The 22,512-nt window shown below is 41.9% G+C and carries 18 protein-coding genes; 12 read left to right on the plus strand and 6 right to left on the minus strand.

Features of this window, described 5'->3' with window-relative positions; all coding sequences use genetic code 11:
* Nucleotides 1-7: 7 nt before the first annotated feature.
* From F957_RS14685 to F957_RS14660, 6 genes are all read left to right on the plus strand, one after another.
* A complete protein-coding gene (locus F957_RS14685) occupies nucleotides 8-1,324 on the plus strand; it encodes an NAD(P)/FAD-dependent oxidoreductase (protein WP_016540334.1) in 1,317 nt (438 codons plus the stop codon).
* 11 nt (nucleotides 1,325-1,335) lie between these two features.
* A complete protein-coding gene (locus tag F957_RS14680; protein ID WP_016540333.1) occupies nucleotides 1,336-1,689 on the plus strand; it encodes a cupin domain-containing protein in 354 nt (117 codons plus the stop codon).
* A 145-nt stretch (nucleotides 1,690-1,834) separates the two neighbouring features.
* Complete coding sequence (locus tag F957_RS14675; protein WP_016540332.1) at nucleotides 1,835-3,010, plus strand: hypothetical protein; 1,176 nt, start codon at nucleotides 1,835-1,837, stop codon at nucleotides 3,008-3,010.
* An 80-nt stretch (nucleotides 3,011-3,090) separates the two neighbouring features.
* Nucleotides 3,091-3,708 (plus strand): MarC family protein, encoded by a 618-nt coding sequence (locus tag F957_RS14670; RefSeq protein WP_016660228.1) that lies wholly within the window; start codon nucleotides 3,091-3,093, stop codon nucleotides 3,706-3,708.
* A 163-nt stretch (nucleotides 3,709-3,871) separates the two neighbouring features.
* Nucleotides 3,872-4,360, plus strand: a complete 489-nt coding sequence (locus F957_RS14665) for a nucleotide triphosphate diphosphatase NUDT15 (protein ID WP_016540330.1) — start codon at nucleotides 3,872-3,874, stop codon at nucleotides 4,358-4,360.
* 316 nt (nucleotides 4,361-4,676) lie between these two features.
* On the plus strand, nucleotides 4,677-5,846 hold the full coding sequence (locus F957_RS14660) for an MFS transporter (RefSeq protein WP_081401614.1): 1,170 nt from the start codon (nucleotides 4,677-4,679) through the stop codon (nucleotides 5,844-5,846).
* A 1-nt stretch (nucleotide 5,847) separates the two neighbouring features.
* On the opposite strand, the gene F957_RS14655 is transcribed toward F957_RS14660, so the two are convergent.
* On the minus strand, nucleotides 5,848-7,338 hold the full coding sequence (locus F957_RS14655; protein ID WP_016540328.1) for an amidase: 1,491 nt from the start codon (nucleotides 7,336-7,338) through the stop codon (nucleotides 5,848-5,850).
* Between the two features lie 203 nt (nucleotides 7,339-7,541).
* Between F957_RS14655 and F957_RS14650 the strand changes: the two genes are divergently transcribed.
* A complete protein-coding gene (locus F957_RS14650; protein WP_016540327.1) occupies nucleotides 7,542-8,021 on the plus strand; it encodes a hypothetical protein in 480 nt (159 codons plus the stop codon).
* 48 nt (nucleotides 8,022-8,069) lie between these two features.
* On the opposite strand, the gene accC is transcribed toward F957_RS14650, so the two are convergent.
* The 5 genes from accC to F957_RS14625 all read right to left on the minus strand — a co-directional run bounded on the left by accC (nucleotide 8,070) and on the right by F957_RS14625 (nucleotide 12,697).
* The gene (accC, locus tag F957_RS14645) at nucleotides 8,070-9,434 is read right to left on the minus strand and encodes an acetyl-CoA carboxylase biotin carboxylase subunit (RefSeq protein WP_016540326.1); all 1,365 of its coding nucleotides are present in this window, start codon (nucleotides 9,432-9,434) and stop codon (nucleotides 8,070-8,072) included.
* 17 nt (nucleotides 9,435-9,451) lie between these two features.
* Nucleotides 9,452-9,871: an acetyl-CoA carboxylase biotin carboxyl carrier protein gene (gene accB / locus F957_RS14640; RefSeq protein WP_016540325.1), complete on the minus strand. Its 420-nt coding sequence runs from the start codon at nucleotides 9,869-9,871 to the stop codon at nucleotides 9,452-9,454.
* Nucleotides 9,872-9,898: 27 nt separating this feature from the next.
* Nucleotides 9,899-10,348: a type II 3-dehydroquinate dehydratase gene (aroQ, locus tag F957_RS14635; protein WP_016540324.1), complete on the minus strand. Its 450-nt coding sequence runs from the start codon at nucleotides 10,346-10,348 to the stop codon at nucleotides 9,899-9,901.
* 723 nt (nucleotides 10,349-11,071) lie between these two features.
* Nucleotides 11,072-12,106, minus strand: coding sequence for an ABC transporter substrate-binding protein (locus tag F957_RS14630; RefSeq protein ID WP_016540323.1), 1,035 nt, complete (start codon nucleotides 12,104-12,106; stop codon nucleotides 11,072-11,074).
* Entirely contained in the window at nucleotides 12,107-12,697 is a 591-nt protein-coding gene (locus tag F957_RS14625) for an ANTAR domain-containing response regulator (RefSeq protein WP_016540322.1), read from the minus strand. It lies immediately after the preceding gene.
* 528 nt (nucleotides 12,698-13,225) lie between these two features.
* Between F957_RS14625 and F957_RS14620 the strand changes: the two genes are divergently transcribed.
* The 5 genes from F957_RS14620 (at nucleotide 13,226) to mobA (ending at nucleotide 22,507) form a co-directional block, all read left to right on the plus strand.
* The gene (locus tag F957_RS14620) at nucleotides 13,226-14,578 is read left to right on the plus strand and encodes an MFS transporter (RefSeq protein WP_016540321.1); all 1,353 of its coding nucleotides are present in this window, start codon (nucleotides 13,226-13,228) and stop codon (nucleotides 14,576-14,578) included.
* Nucleotides 14,579-14,606: 28 nt separating this feature from the next.
* A complete protein-coding gene (gene nirB / locus F957_RS14615) occupies nucleotides 14,607-17,153 on the plus strand; it encodes a nitrite reductase large subunit NirB (RefSeq protein WP_016540320.1) in 2,547 nt (848 codons plus the stop codon).
* 11 nt (nucleotides 17,154-17,164) lie between these two features.
* Nucleotides 17,165-18,784, plus strand: coding sequence for a nitrite reductase small subunit NirD (gene nirD, locus F957_RS14610; protein WP_016540319.1), 1,620 nt, complete (start codon nucleotides 17,165-17,167; stop codon nucleotides 18,782-18,784).
* A gap of 319 nt (nucleotides 18,785-19,103) precedes the next feature.
* Nucleotides 19,104-21,884: a nitrate reductase gene (locus F957_RS14605; RefSeq protein WP_016540318.1), complete on the plus strand. Its 2,781-nt coding sequence runs from the start codon at nucleotides 19,104-19,106 to the stop codon at nucleotides 21,882-21,884.
* A complete protein-coding gene (gene mobA / locus F957_RS14600; RefSeq protein WP_016540317.1) occupies nucleotides 21,881-22,507 on the plus strand; it encodes a molybdenum cofactor guanylyltransferase in 627 nt (208 codons plus the stop codon). Before F957_RS14605 ends, mobA begins: the two co-directional genes overlap by 4 nt.
* Nucleotides 22,508-22,512 lie beyond the last annotated feature (5 nt).

The raw sequence follows: 22,512 nt of genomic DNA on the forward strand, positions 1-22,512 counted from the left end.
TAACAAAATGATTGCTTTACCAAATGATGATCGTACCTGTGGTTGGTATGCGGCATTACCTCCAGCAGGTCCTGCTAAAAAGTTAATCGGTTCACAAAAAGCAGACTACGCCATTATTGGAGCGGGTTTCGCAGGATTAGCCGCAGCTCGTAGATTGGCAGAACTCAAGCCAAACGCCCGTATTATTCTAGTAGATGCACAGCGTGTGGCTGAAGGTGCCTCAGGTCGTAATTCAGGGTTTGTAATTGATTTACCCCATAAATTTGCATTATCACATCCAGATCCTTCGCATAAGCAAAAGTTGTTAAGTCTAAACCGATCTGCAATTGCACAATTACAAGGTTTAGTCGAGCGCCATAATATTGATTGTCAGTGGTCGGCAGCAGGTAAATATCAAGGTGCGGTAGGTGAAAGAGGTGAAGCTCATCTCAATCATTTTGAACACTTGATGAAAGATTTAGGTGAACCCTATCGTTGGGTTGAAAAGGCCGAGCTGAAAAAAGTATTAGGAACAGATTTTTATAGTCGTGCAATTTTTACCCCAGGTTCTTACTTAATGCAACCAGCAGCCTTAGTAAGAGGTATGGGGGAAAATCTACCAGCTAATGTTGAATTATTAGAGCAATCACCAATCCGTGATTTAAAACGAAATAATAATCAATGGGTATTAGAAGGTGATCATGGCCTAATCATCACGCCAAAAATCCTTCTAGCAACAAGTATTTTCACGCGTGAATTTGGATATTTGAAAAATCGCTTATTACCCGTCATGACCTTTGCGAGTTGGACACGTCCACTGACAGACCAAGAAATGAATATTTATCTGGGTGAATTGGATTGGGGGCTAACACCAGCAGATCATGCTGGAACAACATTACGTATGACAGTAGATCGTCGTATCTTGATCCGCAATACTTATAAACATGTACCGAAATACGGTGCCAATATCAGTGATGATAATCGGCACTGGATACAGGCTGATCATCGTAAAGCCTTTTTAGCACGTTATCCAGAGTTAGCTGATGTGCCATTTACGCATACTTGGGGCGGTGTTTACGCAATTTCTCGTAACTTCACCAATTTCTTTGGTGAATTAGAAGATGGTGTTTATGCCAGTGCTTGTGACAATGGTGTTGGAGCAGCTTGGGGCACAATTTCAGGAACGCTATTAGCTGATTTGGTTGTAGGTGCAGACTCTCAAGCGCTAAGTGATATTCAATTTGTGACGGGTATGCCCAGTTTAAATCCGCCAGAACCATTTTTAGGTCTAGGCGTGAAGACTCGTATTCGATTTGAAAAATGGCGTAGCCGTAGTGAATTGTAAGGTAAAAGATAATGAGTGAAGTTCGTTTAGTTGATAGTAAACAATTGATTTTTAACCTACGTGGTGAAACACCTCAAGGTACTGCTTATGTTGCTAGAGCATTAGGAGCCGATGTTTCTCCAAATATGGGTATCGGTTTTGCACGTTGGGAAGGGGCGGAAGTGAGTTGGAAGTTACTTTATGACGAAGTCATTTTTGTCATTGAAGGCTGTTTTGAACTCACTGCAAATGGACAGAAGTACGAAGTTCGGCCAGGGCAGATGCTCTGGATACCTGAGGGTACAGAACTTATTTATGGTGGGCATGCCTGCTTTGGTTATGTAGTATACCCAGGCAATTGGAAAGAAATACATGGTTTATCTTGAACTTAATTCCATCACTTTTAAGCTGAAAATTAATTTTCAGTGTTGGTTTTTTTAGATTATGACTCATATGAGCAAAATCTCTTGATTAAAAATGAGGGAGAAATAACCACAGATTTCTCTCCAACATCTATACAAGGAGATATGAATGCATACCGTATTTAGCAAGTTAAGTGTAGGATTATTTGCAGCTGGGGTGACACTTCCTAGTTTTGCCACAATGACTTTGGGTGACCCAAAAACTGATACAGGTGCTGTGACGGTTTCAGGTGCATTGCGAGCCAAATATAATTATAAAGATTATGGTCCAAATATTGACTCGGATAATAGTATTAAGTTTGATGCTGCGATTGTGAATATCGCTTATGAATCACCTAAAGTATTTGGGAGTGTACAGTGGCGTTGTTATCAATGGTCTGAATTATGTGACTTTTCAACCTTAGTGTCGGCCTATGCGGGTTATCGTTTAAACAGTACAGATCATATTACACTGGGCTTACAGCCTGTACCTTTTGGTCCTAGTCGGTTTTGGGATAGCAGCTTTTATGCAGGACTCAATTATACAATGGGGCTTCAAGATGTACTCAATCTAGGGATTAATTATCATACTGAATTACCTTCAGCCACTAAGATTGATTTAGCATACTTTTCTCGCGATGGTGGTCATTATACTGGGACCGCAGATAAAGATACGGCTCGTTATTCCGCCAATATGGTGAAAACCAATGATTCTGAAATGACAAGTTTAAAAGAAAAAAATATGTTTGTAATGAGAGCCAAACAAGAACTTAGCTTTTTCAATAATGATGACTTAGATATGGCTGTTGGCGGAAGTTATTGGTATTCAACACTTGAGAATCAACAGAATCATAAAGACGGCAATCGTAAAGCTTGGTCATTATTTAATACGCTCAACTATCAGAACCTGGGAATAACCCTGACTGCTGGACAGATCAAAATTGATAACAAGGATGCAATCTCTAATTACTCCACATTTGGTTCATTTGATACCGCGTATAACATTGCAAATAGTGGCAATTTTTATTCAGTCGATGTGAATTATACTTTTAAAGATGTCATAAATGGCCTGAATATTACGCCTTATGTGGTCTTAAGCGGATTGGATAAAGATGAGCAGAATTATAAAAGCTCTCAACGTAATATCATAGGTGCAGCTTGGAACTATAAGCAGATTTCGCTTTATTCAGAATATATCACCAGTAAAAATGACCCATTTATTGGCGGAACTGCAAATTCTTTGGCGGGCGGCGATGATGGTCGGTGGAACAAGCTATTGAATGTCATGTTTGTTTATAACTTTTAATAATTTGCAAACAATCGTATGAACTCAGTCTTCCGTAGAAAGTTGATTAACCTATTGAAGACGCATTGGAGTGTGGGGCGATGACCTCTTCTTATCTGAGCACATTTCTCTTATTTTTCTCATTGTTGAATCCATTTCTGATGAGTGTCTATATGATTGGGTTAATTCGACATACAGAGACCAGAATATTTAATCGTGCTCTGATACAAGGTGGGCTGATTGCTTATGTTGTGTTTATACTTTTTGCTTGGGGGGGTGAGGCAATTTTTAATAAGTATTTAAATGTACGATTTGAATCATTCCAGATATTTGGTGGTCTTATTTTTTTGGTCATTGGTTATCGCTATGTTTTCCAAGGGGCAGATACGATTGGTGAAATGCGAGGAGCTCCAGAGCATCTAGCGGGTACAGTAGCCATGCCTTTTATGATTGGCCCTGGAACAATCAGTGCTGCCGTGGTAACAGGCATGAGGATGTCAATTACTGAAGCAGCAACTGTGATTGCATGTACGCTATTTTTAACATGTAGTGTATTAATCGTGATGAAACTCTCGCATGATCATTTGCGTTATAAGCATGCTAAATATATTGATCGTTATTTTGACATTGTTGGCCGGTTGGCAGCATTGCTTATTGGCACAATTGCAATTGATATGATTGTGAATGGGGTTACCAGATTGGTGATGAAAACGGGTTAGCAGATCTGGCTTGAATGCTATTTTTTATGATGGGAAAATTATATTGAGGTGTTCTTTTCAGTTAGTATTATTACTGCAATCGTAAGTCACCATAATAGTGCTGATATTCTGTATAGGATCTCAAATAACTTAGTCCAGATAAAAAGTATTGCACAGGTAATATATGATGATTGAGAATTTAAATTTAGCACCTATAGTCGGTGTTGGCGTGATGATATTTGATGATATAGATCAGGTCTTATTGGGCTTGCGTATTAAAGCGGGTGAAGAGGCTTCTTGGTGTTTTCCTGGTGGAAAAATTGAAGCTGGTGAAAGTTATGAACAATCAGCGCTAAGAGAATTATTAGAAGAAACAGGCTTAAAATTAGAAGAACAGAATATTAAACCATTTACGCTACTTATTAATCAGTCTTCGCCCGTTGTAAATACTACGGTAGGGCTGTCGTGTCAGTTGCACAATAACAAGATGAAAGCGCAAATTGTGGTCACCGAACCAGATATTTTTGATAAATGGGCTTGGTTTAGCTTATCAGACTTACCCTCTAATTTATTTCCCGCATCGGAAGCAATGCTAAATGTTTGGAAAGAAGAAAAGCTACATGAGTCATGGATTTCTTATCCGATCATGGCTTGGGATCACCGTAGACCATGATTTACTCTGATGAATATATGATTTAAAAAGTTTTTTTAGAGTTTAAACTTTGGAGCTAGGGCCATCGCAAAAGATGGTTTTGTGGGACGCGAAAATAAATAATAATGATGAAGTATTATTCACATAGAAATGAACGCAGGCTCTATATTCGGATTTATGTTCATCGGATCAATTATTCGAGATAGTTTAGGGGTATGATGCTTGGATACAAGCCAGTATGAATGACGAAAGCATATATGTTTGAATGCGAGTTGAAGCTTCAAATAGAACGATATAAGCCGTTATTTCAGGTTTAGCCAACGAATAAAATGAATCAATGCCATCACTAACCATCAATACCAGACTCGCAGGTTTCTACTTCTTCTACTACGCCATAGTCGGAACATTCATGCCGTATTGGAACTTGTATCTTCAAGATCAGGGTTTCAATTATCAAGAGATTGGCATTTTATCTTCCATTGCCATTATTACCCGTTTTTTTGCACCGCTGATTTGGGGCTGGATTGCCGATAAATCAGGGAAACGAATGCTTTTGGTCCGTATTGCGACATGGATGGAAGCCTGTATCTGGTTTGCCATCTTCGTCATCCCGAATAGCTTCCAATCAGTGGCTTTATTGATGCTGATTTTCAGCTTCTTCCAAAATGCCATCTTGGCGCAGTTTGAAGGCGTGACCCTATTTTGGTTAGGTGAAAAACGTGGTGAACTCTATGGCAAAGTACGTAAATGGGGTTCGGTCGGGTTTATTGTGGGTGTATTTGTCATCGGGGCTTTGTTGGAAATCATTCCGATTTCAATGCTGCCAATCTTACTGCTCTCTGTTTCGTTTCTGGCTTTCCTCTGGTCATTTAGTATCAAAGAACCAGAGCATGCACCAAGTTCACAAAAAACACTTGAACCGCTAATGCCGATTTTAAAACGACCTATTGTGGCGGCATTTTTTAGCATTGAATTTATTTTGCTGTTTTCATTGGCGCCGTTTTATAGCTTTTATAGTAACTATCTAAAAGAAATAGGCTTTAGCACTACACAAATTGGTAGTTTATGGGCGATGGGGGTGATTGCTGAAATCGTCATGTTTGCTGTGGCACAAAAGCTGTTCTTTACCCGCTTTTCGTGGCGGACGTTGGTGGTGGTTTGCCTTGTTTTGACCAGTCTACGTTGGTTCTTGGTCGGTATCTTGGAAAGCAATTATATTGGGCAATTGCTTGCTCAATGTTTGCATGCCTTTAGCTTTGGTCTATTCCACTTGATTGCGATGAAAGTGATTTTCCAAAACTTTACACCCGAGCAGCAAGGCCGAGGACAGGCTTTGTATAGCACCATGTGGGGCTTAGGGGTGGCATCTGGAAGTTTATTGGCAGGGCACTATTGGCAAATCTTTTCAGGTGCGACCATTTTCTACTGTGCCAGTGTGGTGGTTTTGTTTGGTTTATTACTAGTGCTATGGCTGCCGAATCAAGTGGAAACAGCAGCCAAAAGTTAAGCTAGATTTGGATATTCTTATATTGTGGCAGCCACGGTTGTGCTTGTTCTAGTTGAGCAGCAAGTTGCAACAAGCGGTCTTCACGTCCAAAAGGTGCAATAAACTGGCTACCAAGTGGCATACCGTGTTTATTCCAGAACAAAGGGACTGACATGGCAGGTAGGCCTGTTACATTGGCGAGCTGGGTAAAAGGTACCCAACTTAAATTGTCCTGCACCATTTTCTCAACCAGTTTACCTTGCGCCAGATAATGCGCTTTACCAACTTTTAACAAGCCTTTTAGAATGGGTTTTTGCCAAGCGGGTGTGGCGATTTCACCATTTTTGGGTGCGACAGAAGCTGTGGTTGGGGTGAGGTATAAGTCATAATTTTCAAAGAAAATATTCATCTGGGTACTGTATAGCCCCCAATTATTTAAGGTATGAATATATTCTGTTGCCGTGGTCTTCGCTCCAAAAGCGGCCAAAGCAATTGAATCGAGTTCAAAATCACGATCAGTCGCGTCTGCCATTTGTTTGATTTGTTTCTGCATATAGGAGAACTGACTGAACCATGTGGTGACGAAATCTTTTGCCAGTTCCAACCCATCAATTTGCGGACGATCTTCAACCACAATATGACCCAATGATTCCAACAACTTCGCTGTTCGTTGCACGGCTTGGATGGCGTCTTTAGAAATCTTGCTGCCAATAGGTGATTGGGTATTGAAAGCAATGCGGAGTTTCTTAGGGGCTTGCTGAATAACATCTAAATATTTTTGTTCAGGCGCTTCAATTCGAAATAATGAAGTTTGTTCAGGACCTTGCACTGCATCCAGCATGGCTGCACTATCTCGCACGGTTTTGCTGAGTACATGTTGCATAGCAGCGCCGTGCATGGCTTCACTAAATTGTGGTCCCCACGGTGTACGTCCACGACTTGGCTTTAATCCAAATAAACCACAATAAGAGGCTGGGATACGAATTGAGCCACCACCATCGCCAGCACCTGCAATTGGTACTAACCCAGCTGCAACGGCAGACGCTGCACCACCTGAAGAACCACCGCTATTATGTTTTAAATTCCATGGATTGTGGCATGCACCCCAAGCATCTGGTTCTGTAATCCCTTTAATACCAAATTCGGGGGTGTTGGTGCGACCAAAGCTAACAATTCCAGCTTGCTCCCAACGATTGACAATTTCTGCATTAAAGTCTGGTGTGTAATTGATTTTTTTGAGTGCTTGACTGCCATAAGAGGTGGGCACACCTTGATATTCTTGAAATAGGTCTTTAACTAAAAATGGAACACCTGCAAATGTACCTGTCAGGTTTTGTTGCGCGCGTTGTTTGGCTTGTTCGTACATTGGGATAATGATGGCATTCAGTTTCGGATTGACCTGATTGCTCCGTTCCAATGCAATTTCAAGCAACTCGGAAGGATGAACCTCTTTGTTTTTGACCAACTGGGCTAATCCAAGACCATCGTACTGTATATATTCTGAAAATTTCATGGCTTTTATCCCTAAAGCTAAATCTTTATAAAGTAAAAAGTTACATACAAGTTGAAAAATAGCATACCTGAAAAAATGCCAAACTAAGCAATTAAATGATATGGTAAAAATATTGTGTTTATATGGTTATGAATGCATGTTTTTATCCAAAAATATGCTAATTTAGGCCTATGCACCGTTAGGATGACGACTTAATTAAATCTATGAAAAATATTTATATTATTGGATTATTATGGGCTTGCTCAACATGGACTATGGCAGAGACGGTCGTAAATGACAAATCGGCAATAACACCGCAGCAGATCGCCAAAGCGAATGCAATTCGTGTCACTACTCGTCCAGAAATCATGGGCTTGTGGGGAATGGAAATTCCGAACAATAAAAAATGTGTCGAGTACTATAATTTCCGTGGCGCAAGCGATGTTGTAGTTAAAAGTGGACAAGAATGGTCTTATGGCTTATATGACTATCAGCCATCCGAAGATCATAAAGAGCGATTACCTGCACTGATTTTACAAATCAAATATGACAATAATGAAATGGACTGTTCGGGTCAAAAGCAAGACCAAACAGGTGAGGTTTCTCAATATTTCGTGAAGTGGGCGAATGATTCGACCATCGATTTTTGTGCCAGTGAAAAAGGCGATAAATGCTTTGCAACGCTACGCCGTGTTTTACCTTAAATTGATTGCGTTATAAAAAAAGCCTCTTCAATAAGAGGCTTTTTTTATTTAGGCTTTTTCAGCTTGTTGTTCAAGCTGTTTCAGCAAATGTTTTTCAAGATAATGAATATCCATTGCCTGTTCACAGAAGTTTTTATCCTTCAAGATCAGATCTTTATGCAATGGAACATTGGTCTTAATACCGGTTAGAATCATTTCATCTAAAGCTTGGCGCATACGAGCCAAAGAGGTTTCACGATCTTTACCATGCGCAATTAATTTTGCAATCATTGAATCGTAGTAAGGCGGAATGTTATAGCCTTGATAAATATGTGAGTCCAAACGGATTCCTGCGCCACCAGGTGCATAGAAACTTTCAATTTTCCCTGGGGATGGCAAGAAGGTGGTTGGATCTTCAGCATTGATACGGCATTCAATCGCATGACCTTTAACTTCGATTTGCTCTTGTTCAAGTTCTAGACCTAAACCAGCTGCAATACGAAGTTGCTGTTCAATAATATCAACACCAGTCACCATCTCAGTGACCGGATGTTCCACCTGAACACGAGTATTCATCTCGATAAAGAAGAATTCACCATCTTCAAATAAAAACTCGAATGTTCCAGCACCACGATATTGCATTAACTTACATGCATTGACACAGGCTTCAAGAATATCTGCACGTGCCTGTTCTGGTAAGTTTGGAGCAGGTGCTTCTTCTAGCACTTTCTGGTGACGTCGTTGCAAAGAGCAGTCGCGATCATATAAATGGATTGCATGACCATTGCCATCACCGAGAACTTGTACTTCGACATGGCGCGGCTTCTGTAAGAAACGTTCCATATAAACTGTATCATCACCGAACCACATTTCAGCATCACGTTGTGCCGCTTGAACAGATTCAAGCAGGGTATCAACACGCTCTACGATACGCATTCCACGACCACCACCACCAGAAGCAGCTTTGACGATCAATGGGAAGCCAATTTCTTTGGCTTCAGCAAGCGCATTGTGAATGGTTACTGCATGGTCGCAACCTGGTACAGTGGGTACACCTGACTTTTTCATGGCGATAATCGCAGAAACCTTATTCCCCATCAGGCGAATATGTTCAGGACGTGGGCCAATGAAGATAAAGCCAGAGCTTTCTACAATTTCAGCGAATTCAGCATTTTCAGATAAAAAGCCATAACCAGGGTGGATGGCATCCGCACCAGTAATTTCCGCAGCAGTAATAATTGCAGGAATATTTAAATAGCTTTCACTACTTGCGCCCGGTCCGATACATACTGCTTCATCAACGAAGCGTAAGTGCATTAAATCTTTATCGGCATCTGAATAGATACCCACTGTTTTAATGCCAAGAGTTTTACAAGCCCGAGTAATTCGTAAAGCGATTTCACCACGGTTTGCAATTAATACTTTTTGCAACATAGGAATCCCCAGACTAATTAGGCACGGTAGCGGAAAAGTGGTTGACCGAATTGGATCACTTCACCATTTTTCACTAAAATTTCTTCAATGACACCGCTCTTAGTCGCTTCAATCGGGTTCATGATTTTCATCGCTTCGATGATCCCCAATGTTTCACCCGCAGAAACTGTTTGACCTACATTTACGAATGGCGCTTCGCCTGGACTTGGTGCTGCATAGAACACACCAACCATTGGAGACGTTTCAACAGCACCACGAGGGGTTTTTGCTGCTGGCGCTGGAGCAGAAGCGGTTGGCGCTGCTGCAACTGGCGCTGCTGCATAAACAGGGGTAGGACGAGTTAATGAGATGGATTGGTCACCTTCCTTAACTTCAATCGCTTGTAAGTCAGATTCAATCATCAAATCGATGAGTTTCTTGATTTTACGGATATCCATGAGTGAGCATTCCTAATGTGTTTAAAATTAGTTAGAAGATTGAATTTTTTCGATAGCGTAATCGAGAGCAAAGGAATAACCCTTTGCACCTAAGCCACAAATTACGCCAATGGCTTTATCTGATAAATATGAGTGATGACGGAATGATTCACGGGCGTGAACATTTGACAAATGAACCTCAATAAATGGGATGGCGACACCAAGTAGGGCATCGCGTAAAGCAACAGATGTGTGGGTCAATGCAGCAGGGTTGATGATAATAAATTTCACACCCTCGGTTTGTGCTTGATGAATGCGATCGATAATCGCACCTTCCCAGTTACTCTGAAAAGAATTAAGTGTAAGTGATGCGTGTTGAGCTTGAGCAGTGAGTTGCTGGTTAATATCATCCAAAGTGAGATAACCATAAACCTCTGGTTCGCGCTTTCCTAGCAAGTTCAAATTCGGTCCGTGAATCACCAAAATGGTTGAGCTCATTCAGCCTGCTCCAATTCTAAATCTGCAAAAGTTTTTTGCAAGATGTCTGCAAAGTTTGCTTATTATGGCACAAAATTCTGCAATTTTTTTATAATTTGTTTTAATCGATGAAGAAATTTGCATGCCAAGCATGCTGCATATAATGAAAACTTTGCAAGGAATTGGCAATGTTAAAATATGACAAAATTCAGCGTAATTTAATTTTTAAACATTTTAAACTGAATTGCCCCATTTCGTTCATGGGAATTGTGTAACTCAGCAGTCAAATGATTTAGATTTATATCGATTGACCTGACTTAAATATCAGCAAAAAAACAGGTTACTGTGTATCTAAATAAGAAAAATCTTCTGACTTTAAAATAATAACATATTGTTTTTTCATGTATTAATAATTTTTTTGCAGATGTTCCACTTAAAGTTGAAAAAATCTGCAGATCCACTGTTAGCGACTATACAACCAGAGAAAAGCAAATGAAATATTGCCTTGAATGGTATTGACTCTGGTGATTATGGATTGAACGTTTATATGCATGATTCAGTTGGCAGAAATGATGAAATTTCACATTTGAGATGGCAGTTAATGACATAAAATTGTCCGAAAAAGATATCCATGCTTTGAATAAGATAACACTACTTAAGAGCTTGCTTTTGATTGGGGCAGTCTCTTATGGGTCTTTCAAAGCTGTCTTGCTATGTCAAGACAGCTTTTTTTTAGTTTTGCTTTTATGACAGGAGCGAAGCTGCTTGAAAGGTTTCAGCGAGTAAACAGTTTTGTGCCTGATCACGATAAGTCGTTTCATCGAGTGCGAAGCCATTCCATTTCTGCATTTGTTGAAACAGCCATTCAAAATCTTGTGCTTTAGGTTCGGCACTAGCTTGTACAAAATTCCGAATGATATTTTGGATGGTGAAGTATTTTTCAACATGGACTTCTGGCGAGCAATCGAATTGAATCATATCAAATTCAATCAGAAGTTGCCATACTGGACTGAAATCATCCAGCAGTCGCAATTCATGTTGGGCTTTCATGATCGCGCTGGTTAAGGCAATCAAGGTATCTGGGTGTTGTTGCGCCCATTCCTGCGTGACCGCTAAGACTTTATCTGCAACATTGGGAATAATGTGCTGACTCGAACAGACGAGGTGGCTTAAACCTTGTAACTCGGCCTGAGTATTCCACGGTTCTCCGACACAAAATCCATCTATGAGATGGTTACTGATCGCTTCAACCATGTAAGGAGGCGGCAGGGTTTTCATTTGAATGGATTGCGCCAGTTTAGGATCGGCCAAAGCTAACCATTCTCGCAGACAATAGTGATGAATCGAGTGTTGGAATACATGTGCTAAAGAGACGTTTTGGTGCTGGTGAATATAATCCGTCAGTTTCTTGGCTGAACTTTCCGCAGAATCTTGTTTCTGAATATCCAGTGCATAACAGAGCTTTTGACTTAAGCTGATAAAGGCACGGTTTTCACTGAGCACTAACGGGGTTTGCAGTGGAATCCCGATTTGATCTGTTCCGACCGCTGCTGCTGGCAGCATGGCAGACAGGCAATGCGCGGCATCGAGTAAGCCAAAAGCTAAACGATCACGTAGGCTGGCCCAAGATGCTTCTTTGACTAAATTGACATTTAAGCCGACCTCTTCAAAAAAACCACGCTGTTTAGCCCAGAGTAATGCAACACAATCAAGTAATGGAATATAGCCAAGTTGTAATTCAGTTTTTTCTACTTTCTTTAATTCGACTAAATGGCTCATCTATTCATCCTTTAGTTGATTATTTAAAAGCTGTTGGGCATCCAGTAAACGTCGAGCCATTTCTCCAATGGTCATACGATGGCTCATGGCATTTTTTCTGAGTAATTGAAAGGCCGTATCTTCACTTAAGCCATGCAGTTGCATCAGCAATACTTTGGCTTTTTCAACATCTTTACGGTCTGCAAGTTTGGTTTTGGCATCTTTGAGGTCACATTCTAGCTTTTTATGCTTTTTATATTGCTCAATCGAAATGTCTAAAATGGTGTGTAAGCGACTGGGATCAATGCCATCGACGATATAGGCGGTAATCCCTGCATCAATGGCTTGTTTAATGGTGTCTTTATCAGTGTTCTTGGTAAACAAGACTGTTGGTAGGTCAAAGTTGCTGACACAACTTTCAATCACATCACGATGAGGATGATCCATATCAAGCAGAATGACGTCCGCTTGAAGATGTTCGAGTTTAAAAATATTGAGATGATCGAGGGTAAAACAAGCAACTACATCAAAGTCATGTTCAATTAAACAGTTTTTTATGTATTCAGCCCGAGCCTGGTCGTCATCAATAAGTGCGATCTTGAGTTTCGGCATAGTATTTAGGTCAAACGATGGGTTGTGCACAGATATAAAGTGCTGTGCGTATTGTTTTTGAAGCAAAATTAGTGCCAGTCAACGTGTTTTGATTTCTTATTCGGTGCAATCGCTCCATTGGCGTATTGTTTATGCGCTTTATTGTACCGTTATGAAGGAAGAGAAGAAATGGAGAAAATGGATTTATCTATTTCAGAATAAGGATTGCACTGTTTGGGTGCGTAAAAGGAGTTGTTTTGAAGCAGTGCAGATTGTGATTTAAAACAGGGCGTTGCACTGAATGTATCAGATAGAACTCGCTTGATGATATTTCTTAATAAATTAAAAATATATAAATATGATATAAAACAATGGTTAATAGTTTTTTGTAAGTTGATTCTCATACTTGGCACAGCAATTGCTATTTATTTTCTGAGTCAAAGATGACTTGCAAAATTGTAAGACGGCCAACGATGTCCGATCTGATCGGTTTGTTGATACAGCGTGATGTGTCAACAACACAAGATACGTTCAGTATGGGAGATGGCAATGTCTTTAGATTTATCGGCGAAAAAAGCCACATCAATTAAGTTATTCAACTTTTCTGCACCTGCGATGCGCGCATTCCACATGAGTTGGCTTGCTTTCTTCGTGTGTTTCTTTGCTTGGTTTGCTTGTGCACCTTTAATGCCCGTGATTGCGGGTGAGTTTCATCTCACCAAAGATCAGATTGCCAATATTAACATTGCTGCTGTCGCAATCACGATTGTGGTTCGTTTGATCGTTGGCCCATTGTGTGACAAATACGGCCCACGTAAAACTTACACCGCTTTACTCCTGCTTGGAAGTATTCCCGTATTTGGTGTTGCTGCAGCAAACAGTTATGAGTCTTTTCTGTTCTTCCGCTTATTGATTGGCGCAATTGGCGCCAGCTTTGTGATTACGCAATACCATACCAGCGTCATGTTTGCCTCTAATGTTGTTGGAACTGCGAATGCCGCTTCAGCGGGTTGGGGTAACGCAGGTGGTGGTGCGACACAAGCCTTGATGCCTTTACTGTTAGCGGCCTTAGTGATGTTCGGTGTTGAACAAGCCATGGGCTTGAGAATTGCATTACTTGTGCCCGGTGTGATGATGGTGATCGTTGGTGTGCTTTATTGGAAGCTGACCCAAGACTGTCCACAAGGCGATTTTAAAGAACTGCGCGCGCAAGGTGTGGTGGTGGGAAGCGATAAAAAAGGTGGCATGGCAATCCTACTGCACGCGGCGCGTAATTATCGGGTCTGGATTCTATTCTGCTCTTATGCAGCATGTTTCGGCATTGAGATCTTCATGCACAACATCATTGCGATGTATTACGTCGAGCACTTCAACTTTGGCTTAAAAGAAGCAGGACTGGCAGCTGGGGTTTTTGGTTTGCTGGCACTGTTTGCCCGTGCGCTTGGCGGTATTGTTTCAGACAAAGTCGCGCTAAAAAAAGGGTTGGACGGACGCACCAAAATCTTGTTTTTGTTGATCTTGGGAGAAGGGCTATTCCTGATGCTATTCGCGCATATGAATAGTGCAGTCCTTGCAATTCTTAGTATGACCATCTTCGCGTTGTTCACCCATATGGCGTGTGGTGCAACCTATGCTTTGGTTCCATTTATTGATCGTGAAGCGCTGGGTGGCGTGGCAGGCATTATTGGTGCAGGTGGCAATGTCGGTGCAGTGGCAGCAGGATTCTTGCTAAAAGGAATGGTCGATTTTCAAACCTGTTTAATGGTTTTAGGTGGCTTGGTGGTGATTGCTGCAAGCTCAGTAATGCTCATTCGGTTTTCGGTAGAGCATAAACAAAAAGAACAACAGCTGTTTGAACAGGCGGTATTGGAACGTCGTTCAGAACAAAGTAGCGCAGCTTAATCAAAGATTAGATTTGAGGAGAAACACAATGAAATTAGTGATGATTGGTCACGGTATGGTGGGGCATAAATTCATCGAAGCCATCTTAGAGAAAGCTGATGATGAACTAGAAATTACCATCCTTGCTGAAGAACCACGTATTGCCTATGACCGTGTCCATTTGACTGAATATTTCTCTGGTAAAACAGCCAAAGATTTATCCTTAGCACGTTTTGATTTCGCTGATGCACATGGTATTGACCTCAGACTAAACACCAAAGCGGTGGAAATTAATGCAGCTGAGCAAACAGTGACCACCAATTTCGGTGATGTGATTCATTATGACAAACTGGTCTTAGCTACAGGTTCTTATGCCTTTGTTCCACCGATCTCAGGTAATGATCGTGAAAACTGTTTTGTCTATCGTACCATTGAGGATTTAGACGCTATTCGTGCTGCAAGTTTAAATGCTAAAACAGGTGTGGTGATTGGTGGTGGCTTATTGGGTCTTGAAGCGGCTAAAGCACTGCGTGATTTAAATCTGGAAACGCATGTAGTGGAGTTTGCTCCGCGTTTGATGGCAGTACAAATTGATGATCTTGGCGGTAAAGTATTACGCCGTAAAATTGAAAATCTTGGGGTCAAAGTTCATACCCAAAAAGCGACACAATGTATTGAAGCGGGTGATAGTGCAACCCATGTCATGAAGTTTGCGGATGGCAGCGAGCTGGAAACAGACATTATTTTATTCTCGGCAGGGATTCGCCCACGTGATGAATTGGCACGACTCAGTGGATTGGCATTGGGTGAGCGTGGCGGGATTAAAATCAATGATTATTGCCAAACCTCAGATCAACATATCTATGCGATTGGTGAATGTGCGCTGTGGGATAACAAAATCTATGGTCTGGTCGCACCAGGTTATGACATGGCACGCATTGCCGCAAAACATATCCTGGCCGAAGAAACCCATTGTTTTGCGGGTGCAGATATGAGCACCAAGTTGAAATTGATGGGGGTTGATGTTGCCTCTGTCGGTGATGCGCATGGCATGACACCAAACTCACTCAGCTATTTCTATGCCGATGAAGATAGCTTGGTCTATAAAAAGATCGTGGTCGATGCAGATAAAACCAAGTTGCTCGGTGCAGTCTTGGTCGGTGATGCCAAAGAATACAATGACCTACTACAAATGATGCTGAATGGGCTGGCACTACCAGAAACGCCTGAAAGTTTGATCATGCCCGGCTTTGCCGATTCGGGCGCTAAAGCAGGTGGCAGTGGTGTCGATTTATTGCCTGATAGTGCCACCATTTGTTCATGTAACAACGTGTCTAAAGCCGATATTTGCCAAGCGATTTGTGACGGCTCAACCTCTTTGGGTGCTTTGAAAAAATGTACCAAAGCAGCGACAGCCTGTGGTGGTTGTGCACCTTTAGTCACACAAGTGTTGAAGTCTGAGCTACAACGCCAAGGCGTAACGGTCAATAACCATGTTTGTGAACACTTCCCATACTCACGCCAAGAGATTTATCACTTGGTTCGTGTCAATGAAATCAAGACTTTTGATGATTTGATTCATCAACATGGTCATGGTTTAGGCTGTGATATTTGTAAGCCAATGGCGGCTAATATTTTGGCATCGTGCTGGAATGATTTTGTACTGGAACCAAGCCATGCGGGTCTACAAGACAGTAATGATTACTACTTGGGCAATATTCAAAAAGATGGTTCTTACTCGGTTGTGCCGCGTATGGCAGGCGGGGAAGTCACACCTGATGGCTTAATCGCTGTTGGTCAAATTGCCAAAAAATATAACCTATATACCAAAATTACCGGTGGACAACGGGTTGACTTATTTGGTGCACAAATCCATCAGTTACCATTTATTTGGGAAGAACTCAACGCAGCAGGTTTTGAATCTGGCCATGCGTACGGTAAATCCTTACGTACCGTGAAATCTTGTGTCGGTAGTACATGGTGTCGTTATGGTGTTGATGATTCTGTTGGCTTGGCGATTGAACTTGAGAATCGCTATAAAGGCTTACGTTCACCACATAAATTGAAAATGGCGGTGTCGGGTTGTACCCGTGAATGTGCCGAAGCCCAAGGTAAAGATGTTGGGGTGATTGCCACCGAGAAAGGCTGGAACTTATATGTCTGTGGAAATGGCGGTATGAAACCACGCCATGCCGAGCTATTGGCGTCAGATCTTGATACCGAAACATTGATTCGTTATATCGACCGTTTCTTTATGTTCTATATTCAAACCGCAGATCGTTTACAACGTACCAGCGTATGGCGTGACAATATGGAAGGCGGTTTGGATTATCTCAAATCAGTGATTGTCGATGATTCGCTAGGACTTGCCGAAGAACTCGAAAGTCGTATGAGTCATGTGATTGGGACTTATCAAGATGAATGGCGTACTGCGGTTGAAGATCCTGAGATTCGTAAACGTTTCCAAACCTATATCAATGCCAGTGCAGAACAGCAAGCTGATCCACATATTCAGTTTACCCAAGTACGTGATCAGATTCGTCCTTTGAATGACGCTGAACGTTCAGTCGATCGTATCCCAATGGTTGAAGCATAAGGAGAACTCAAATGACCAGTTTAAAAAATATCGATATGCTGCCAGAAAATCAATGGGTTGAGGTATGTGCGTTGGATGACATCACACCAAACACAGGCGTAGGCGCACTAATTGAAGGTCAATCGGTTGCACTGTTCCGTGTCGGGCATGAAAAGCGAATTTATGCACTCAGCAATAAGGATCCGTTCAGCCAAGCCAATGTGATGTGTCGCGGCATCATTGGTGATTTACAAGGTGAGCGTGTGATTGCATCGCCGATTTACAAGCAACATTTCAGCTTAGCGACGGGCCGTTGTTTGGAAGATAAAGATCAAAAGCTCTTGGTTTTCCCAACCAAAATTGAAAATGGTCGTGTTTGGGTCGGGTCTGTTCCGCAAAAGACTTATATTACCAACAATGGTGCCGCTCAAGAAAAGCTGAAACTGGTGCTGATTGGCAATGGTCTAGCGGGGATGCGTTGCCTAGAAGATTTACTGGATATGGCGCCAGATCGCTATGATGTGACGGTGATTGGTGAGGAACCTTGGGGCAATTACAACCGGATTATGCTATCGCCAGTGCTTTCAGGTGAAAAAACCATTGATGACATCATGCTGCATCCACATGCATGGTATCGCGACAAAGGGATTCAATTTATTGCGGATGATCCTGCGATCAAAATTGATCGTACTCGTAAAGTGGTACATACCGAGAAAGGCGAAAGCGTTGATTATGATCGTTTGATCATTGCAACTGGTTCATCGCCGTTTATTCCACCTGTGCAAGGTGTGGATTTAAAAGGCGTGATTAGCTTCCGTGATATTTATGATGTCAACACCATGATCAAATATTGCGAAACCAAAAAGAATGCGGTGGTGATTGGTGGTGGTTTGTTGGGTCTGGAAGCGGCCTATGGCTTGAAACAACGTGGTATGAATGTGACGGTTCTACACCTGATGGATCGTATTATGGAGCGTCAGTTGGATGGTCGTGCCAGCCGCATGTTGCGCCATAGTATTGAGCAAAAGGGTATCAATATCATTACGGAAGCCAATACCGAAGCATTGATTGGCGAAGAGGGACACGTCAGTCAAGTCCGACTTAAAGATGGAACTGTGTTGGATGCTGATTTGGTGATTTTTGCTGTTGGGATTCGTCCGAATATTGCTTTAGCGCAAAGTGCTGGACTGCGTTGTAACCGAGGCATCTTGGTGAATGATACTATGCAAACCTTTGATCCAAGTATCTATGCTGTGGGCGAATGCATCGAACATCGTAATCAAACCTTTGGTCTAGTTGAGCCGTTATGGGGACAAGCATTCATCTGTGCAACACATTTGGCTGAACATGGCAGCTTAACCTTTAAATCACCGACGGTACCAACGCAGTTAAAAGTCAGCGGTGTCGACGTATTCTCTGCTGGGAATTTTGAACCGAAAGAAGATTATGAAGACATCATTCTCAATGATGATAAGCGTCAAATTTATAAACGTATCATTATCCAAAAAGACAAAGTGATTGGTGCGGTTCTGTTTGGTGATACGGAGGATGGCATGTGGTATGCCGAGTTAATTGCAGATCAAACACCCGTTTCAACATTTAGAAACAAGCTGTTATTTGGTAAGGATTTTGCAATGAAAAAGGCAGGGTGAAAGCTGACCCCATTCGAGAAGAATAGGTTAAGGATGAATGGCATTGCCGCATATGTAATGTATGAGCAGATAATTTTTGTAAAGGCATTGCCTTACTTTTCAAGGATGAAAAGTAACAAAAATCCTTTGTAGAGCTGATGGTACATCCTTGCTACCGCAGCTCTACAAGACGGCATCCATGCCGCCTATCACGATAGTGTGTGATGAGAAAATCTAGTTTTAGAAAGTTTATCCATAAGCTGAAACTGGAGAAGAACTCAGAATGATTTTTTTAGTTGAGTGTAAAGTTCAGCGGATTAACTAGGTAAAAGGGGCAGTCATGAACAGTATTCAAAATTTAGAACACAGTCGCTCCGATCAAGCAGAAACAATCATAACAAAAACAACATGTCCCTATTGTGGCGTGGGCTGTGGTGTGGATGTCAGTGTCCAACATAAAACGCATGGCACGACGGTACAAGTCGCTGGTGATATGAATCATCCTTCCAACTTTGGACGACTCTGTATCAAGGGTAGTAACTTAGCAGATACCCTAGGTTTGGAAACTCGTGTCTTGCATCCGATGTTTGGTCGTAAAAACCATCGTCAAGTGAAGACATGGGATCAGGCGATTGAGAAAATTGCAGATCAGTTTCAAGCCTGTATTGACCAGTATGGAGCAGACAGTGTTGCTTTCTATGTTTCAGGCCAGTTATTGACTGAAGATTATTATGTGGTGAACAAGTTTGTTAAAGGCTACTTAGGCACCGCTAATATTGATACCAATTCACGCCTATGTATGTCATCTGCGGTTGCAGCGCATAAACGGGCTTTTGGTGAAGATATTGTTCCAGCCAGCTATGAGGATTTTGAACATACTGACATGGTGGTTCTGGTTGGTTCCAACACCGCATGGTGTCATCCCGTGCTGTATCAACGGATTATGCAAGCAAAGAGCAAGAATCCAGATTTGTTTGTGGTGGTGGTCGACCCTCGTTTTACCAGTACCTGCGAGCAGGCAGATTTACATTTACCGATTTTACCTGGTCAGGATGTGGCTTTATTCAATGGCCTGTTTCAGTATCTTTACCATCATGATTACACCGACCATCATTTTGTAGAGACTTACACTGAGGGCTTGGAGGCTTTATTAGCAGCGAGTGAAAGTGAGCAAGATGTTAATGCTTTAGTGAAACGTACCGGAATTTCTGCAGAAAAATTACAGCTGTTTTTTGATAAATTTGCGCAAACAGAAAAGGTGATCACCTTATTTTCGATGGGGGTTAATCAATCCTCTCAAGGGGTGAATAAAGCCAATAGCATTATTAACTGCCATTTACTCACTGGAAAAATTGGTAAATTAGGTGCAGCGCCATTTTCAATGACGGGTCAACCCAATGCCATGGGCGGTCGTGAGGTCGGTGGATTGGCCAATATGCTGGCAGCACATTTAGATTTAGATAATCCTTCGCACCAACATCTGGTGCAAAGTTTTTGGAACAGTCCTGTGATCGCCAAAAATGCAGGCTTAAAAGCAGTGGATTTATTCCAAGCTGTGGAAAGTGGCAAAATCAAAGCGATCTGGATTATGGCAACCAATCCTGTGGTGAGCTTACCCGATGCAGATCAGGTCAAACGTGCATTGGAAAAATGCGAGTTTGTCGTGGTTTCAGATATTTGTGCAGATACCGATACCACGACTTATGCAGATGTATTGTTACCTGCGCTGGGTTGGGGGGAAAAAGATGGTACAGTCACTAATTCTGAACGCCGTATCTCACGACAACGTGCTTTTTTAAATCCGCCAAAGCAAGCCAAAGCGGATTGGTGGGCGGTGGCAGAAGTTGCAAAAAAACTCGGTTTTACTGGTTTTGAGTTTAGCAATGCCTGTGACATTTTTAATGAACATGCGGCTTTATCGGCTTATCAAAATGCCAGTGTTGACCAACGAGACCAAGTTGAAAATTTCCGTTATTTCAATTTAAAAGGTTTAATGAGTCTAAGTCTTGATGAATATAACCATCTGCGCCCAATCCAATGGCCAGTCTGGGAGAAAGGGCAAAGTGTTGCGGTTGAACAGCTGTTTGATCGGGGGCGTTTTAGCCATCAAAATAAAAAAGCCAAACTGATTCCCACTGTTGCCATCGATCCAGTGCATGCGATCTCTGAAGATTATCCATTGGTATTGAATACGGGGCGGATTCGTGATCAATGGCATACCATGACCCGTACCGGTTTATCGGCAAACCTCACCACACATCGTGCTGAACCATTTTGCGAAATCCACCCGAATGATGCTTTAAAATTTGGTATTCGTGATAAAGCTTTGGTTGAAGTCCGCTCGGAATGGGGCCGCTGTGTGTTACGTGTGACCTTGGCGCAAGGGGTGCGCCGTGGCCAAATCTTTGCACCAATTCACTGGACTGAGCAGGTCGCTTCTGATGCGCGGATTGGTAAAGTGGTCAATCCTGTGGTGGATGCGATTTCAGGCGAACCTGAGTTTAAACATACCCCTGTGGCCATTCAACCATTCCATACCACTTGGCAAGGCGTGCTCTATGTCCGTGAAGGCTTTGAACATCAGATCAAAGCATCTTTACAACGTTGTGCGTGGTGGACCAAGATCAAAACTGCAAAAGCCATCCGTTATGAAATTGCTGATCGTCACAGTATCGATGAGACCCAAAAGAATCTGAAAAGCTTCCTGCCTTTTGTGGATGAAACTTATGAATGGTTAAGTCTGGAGGATATTTCATCGCAGCTCAGTCATAGTGTGATCTTAAAAGACGGGATTCTGATTGCCAGTTTTTATATTGCACCTACGGATTTATTGCCAGATCGGGATTGGGTGGCGAGTCTGTTTAAACGTGAGCGTTTGAGTGCATTGCATCGTAAAGCTTTGCTGGCTGGGATGCCGATGTCTGCTGCAAATAACGATGGACCATTGGTCTGTAGTTGTTTTAAAGTGGGTAAAAATAAGATTATCGAAGCCATTAAAACGCAAAATATCACGCATGAAAAGCAGGTCACGGCATGTTTAAAAGCAGGTGGCAATTGTGGTTCTTGTTTACCTGAAATTCGTGGTCTGATTAAAACCTGTCAATTGGAGGCAGAAGCATGAATACCGAATATCCCGCTACAGATCTGGTGATCTTGGCGGGAGGGCAAGCGCGTCGTATGAATGGTATGAACAAGCTGTTGCAACAGTTTGATGATCAGATTCAACTGTTAAAAATCTGCGAATATTTTAAGACTGGGGTACAACAGCTTTGGGTAAATAGCCATCGTGATCGTTCGATTTACAAACAAATTGAACCTGATATTCAGTGTTATATAGATGACCAAAATGGTTTCCTTGGTCCGTTGATGGGGATGAAAAGTGCATGGTCACATTTGCAAGCCAACTATGCTTTATTCATTCCCTGTGATGTGACTTATATTCCCAATCAGGTTGTGCTCAAACTGCATCGTGCTTTGCAAAAGCAGCCGCAGTCACAAGTGGCTTATGTCAATATCAATGGAGATGCTTTATATCCATTTTGTTTGCTAAAGCGAGAGAGTTTGCCTGTGTTGACGCACGCGATTGCTGAAGATCGTTTAAGCCTACGAGACTGTTTCAAGCAACTCAATGCCCAAGTGGTACATTTTCAAAAGCAAAGTCTGTTTTGTCACAGCATTAACTCCTTGGATGAGTTACAGCAATACAAGCAGATGAAAGCCTTTAAGCAGATGTTTTCAGATTAATCTGT

The sequence above is a fragment of the Acinetobacter gyllenbergii CIP 110306 = MTCC 11365 genome (assembly GCF_000413855.1).
Taxonomy (GTDB): Bacteria; Pseudomonadota; Gammaproteobacteria; order Pseudomonadales; family Moraxellaceae; genus Acinetobacter; species Acinetobacter gyllenbergii.

Coding starts and splice junctions, on each gene's coding strand:
- F957_RS14685 (WP_016540334.1), top strand. CDS start 8: ATGATTGCTTTACCAAATGATGATCGTACCTGTGGTTGGTATGCGGCA.
- F957_RS14680 (WP_016540333.1), top strand. CDS start 1,336: ATGAGTGAAGTTCGTTTAGTTGATAGTAAACAATTGATTTTTAACCTA.
- F957_RS14675 (WP_016540332.1), top strand. CDS start 1,835: ATGCATACCGTATTTAGCAAGTTAAGTGTAGGATTATTTGCAGCTGGG.
- F957_RS14670 (WP_016660228.1), top strand. CDS start 3,091: ATGACCTCTTCTTATCTGAGCACATTTCTCTTATTTTTCTCATTGTTG.
- F957_RS14665 (WP_016540330.1), top strand. CDS start 3,872: ATGATGATTGAGAATTTAAATTTAGCACCTATAGTCGGTGTTGGCGTG.
- F957_RS14660 (WP_081401614.1), top strand. CDS start 4,677: ATGCCATCACTAACCATCAATACCAGACTCGCAGGTTTCTACTTCTTC.
- F957_RS14655 (WP_016540328.1), bottom strand. CDS start 7,338: ATGAAATTTTCAGAATATATACAGTACGATGGTCTTGGATTAGCCCAG.
- F957_RS14650 (WP_016540327.1), top strand. CDS start 7,542: ATGAAAAATATTTATATTATTGGATTATTATGGGCTTGCTCAACATGG.
- accC (WP_016540326.1), bottom strand. CDS start 9,434: ATGTTGCAAAAAGTATTAATTGCAAACCGTGGTGAAATCGCTTTACGA.
- accB (WP_016540325.1), bottom strand. CDS start 9,871: ATGGATATCCGTAAAATCAAGAAACTCATCGATTTGATGATTGAATCT.
- aroQ (WP_016540324.1), bottom strand. CDS start 10,348: ATGAGCTCAACCATTTTGGTGATTCACGGACCGAATTTGAACTTGCTA.
- F957_RS14630 (WP_016540323.1), bottom strand. CDS start 12,106: ATGAGCCATTTAGTCGAATTAAAGAAAGTAGAAAAAACTGAATTACAA.
- F957_RS14625 (WP_016540322.1), bottom strand. CDS start 12,697: ATGCCGAAACTCAAGATCGCACTTATTGATGACGACCAGGCTCGGGCT.
- F957_RS14620 (WP_016540321.1), top strand. CDS start 13,226: ATGTCTTTAGATTTATCGGCGAAAAAAGCCACATCAATTAAGTTATTC.
- nirB (WP_016540320.1), top strand. CDS start 14,607: ATGAAATTAGTGATGATTGGTCACGGTATGGTGGGGCATAAATTCATC.
- nirD (WP_016540319.1), top strand. CDS start 17,165: ATGACCAGTTTAAAAAATATCGATATGCTGCCAGAAAATCAATGGGTT.
- F957_RS14605 (WP_016540318.1), top strand. CDS start 19,104: ATGAACAGTATTCAAAATTTAGAACACAGTCGCTCCGATCAAGCAGAA.
- mobA (WP_016540317.1), top strand. CDS start 21,881: ATGAATACCGAATATCCCGCTACAGATCTGGTGATCTTGGCGGGAGGG.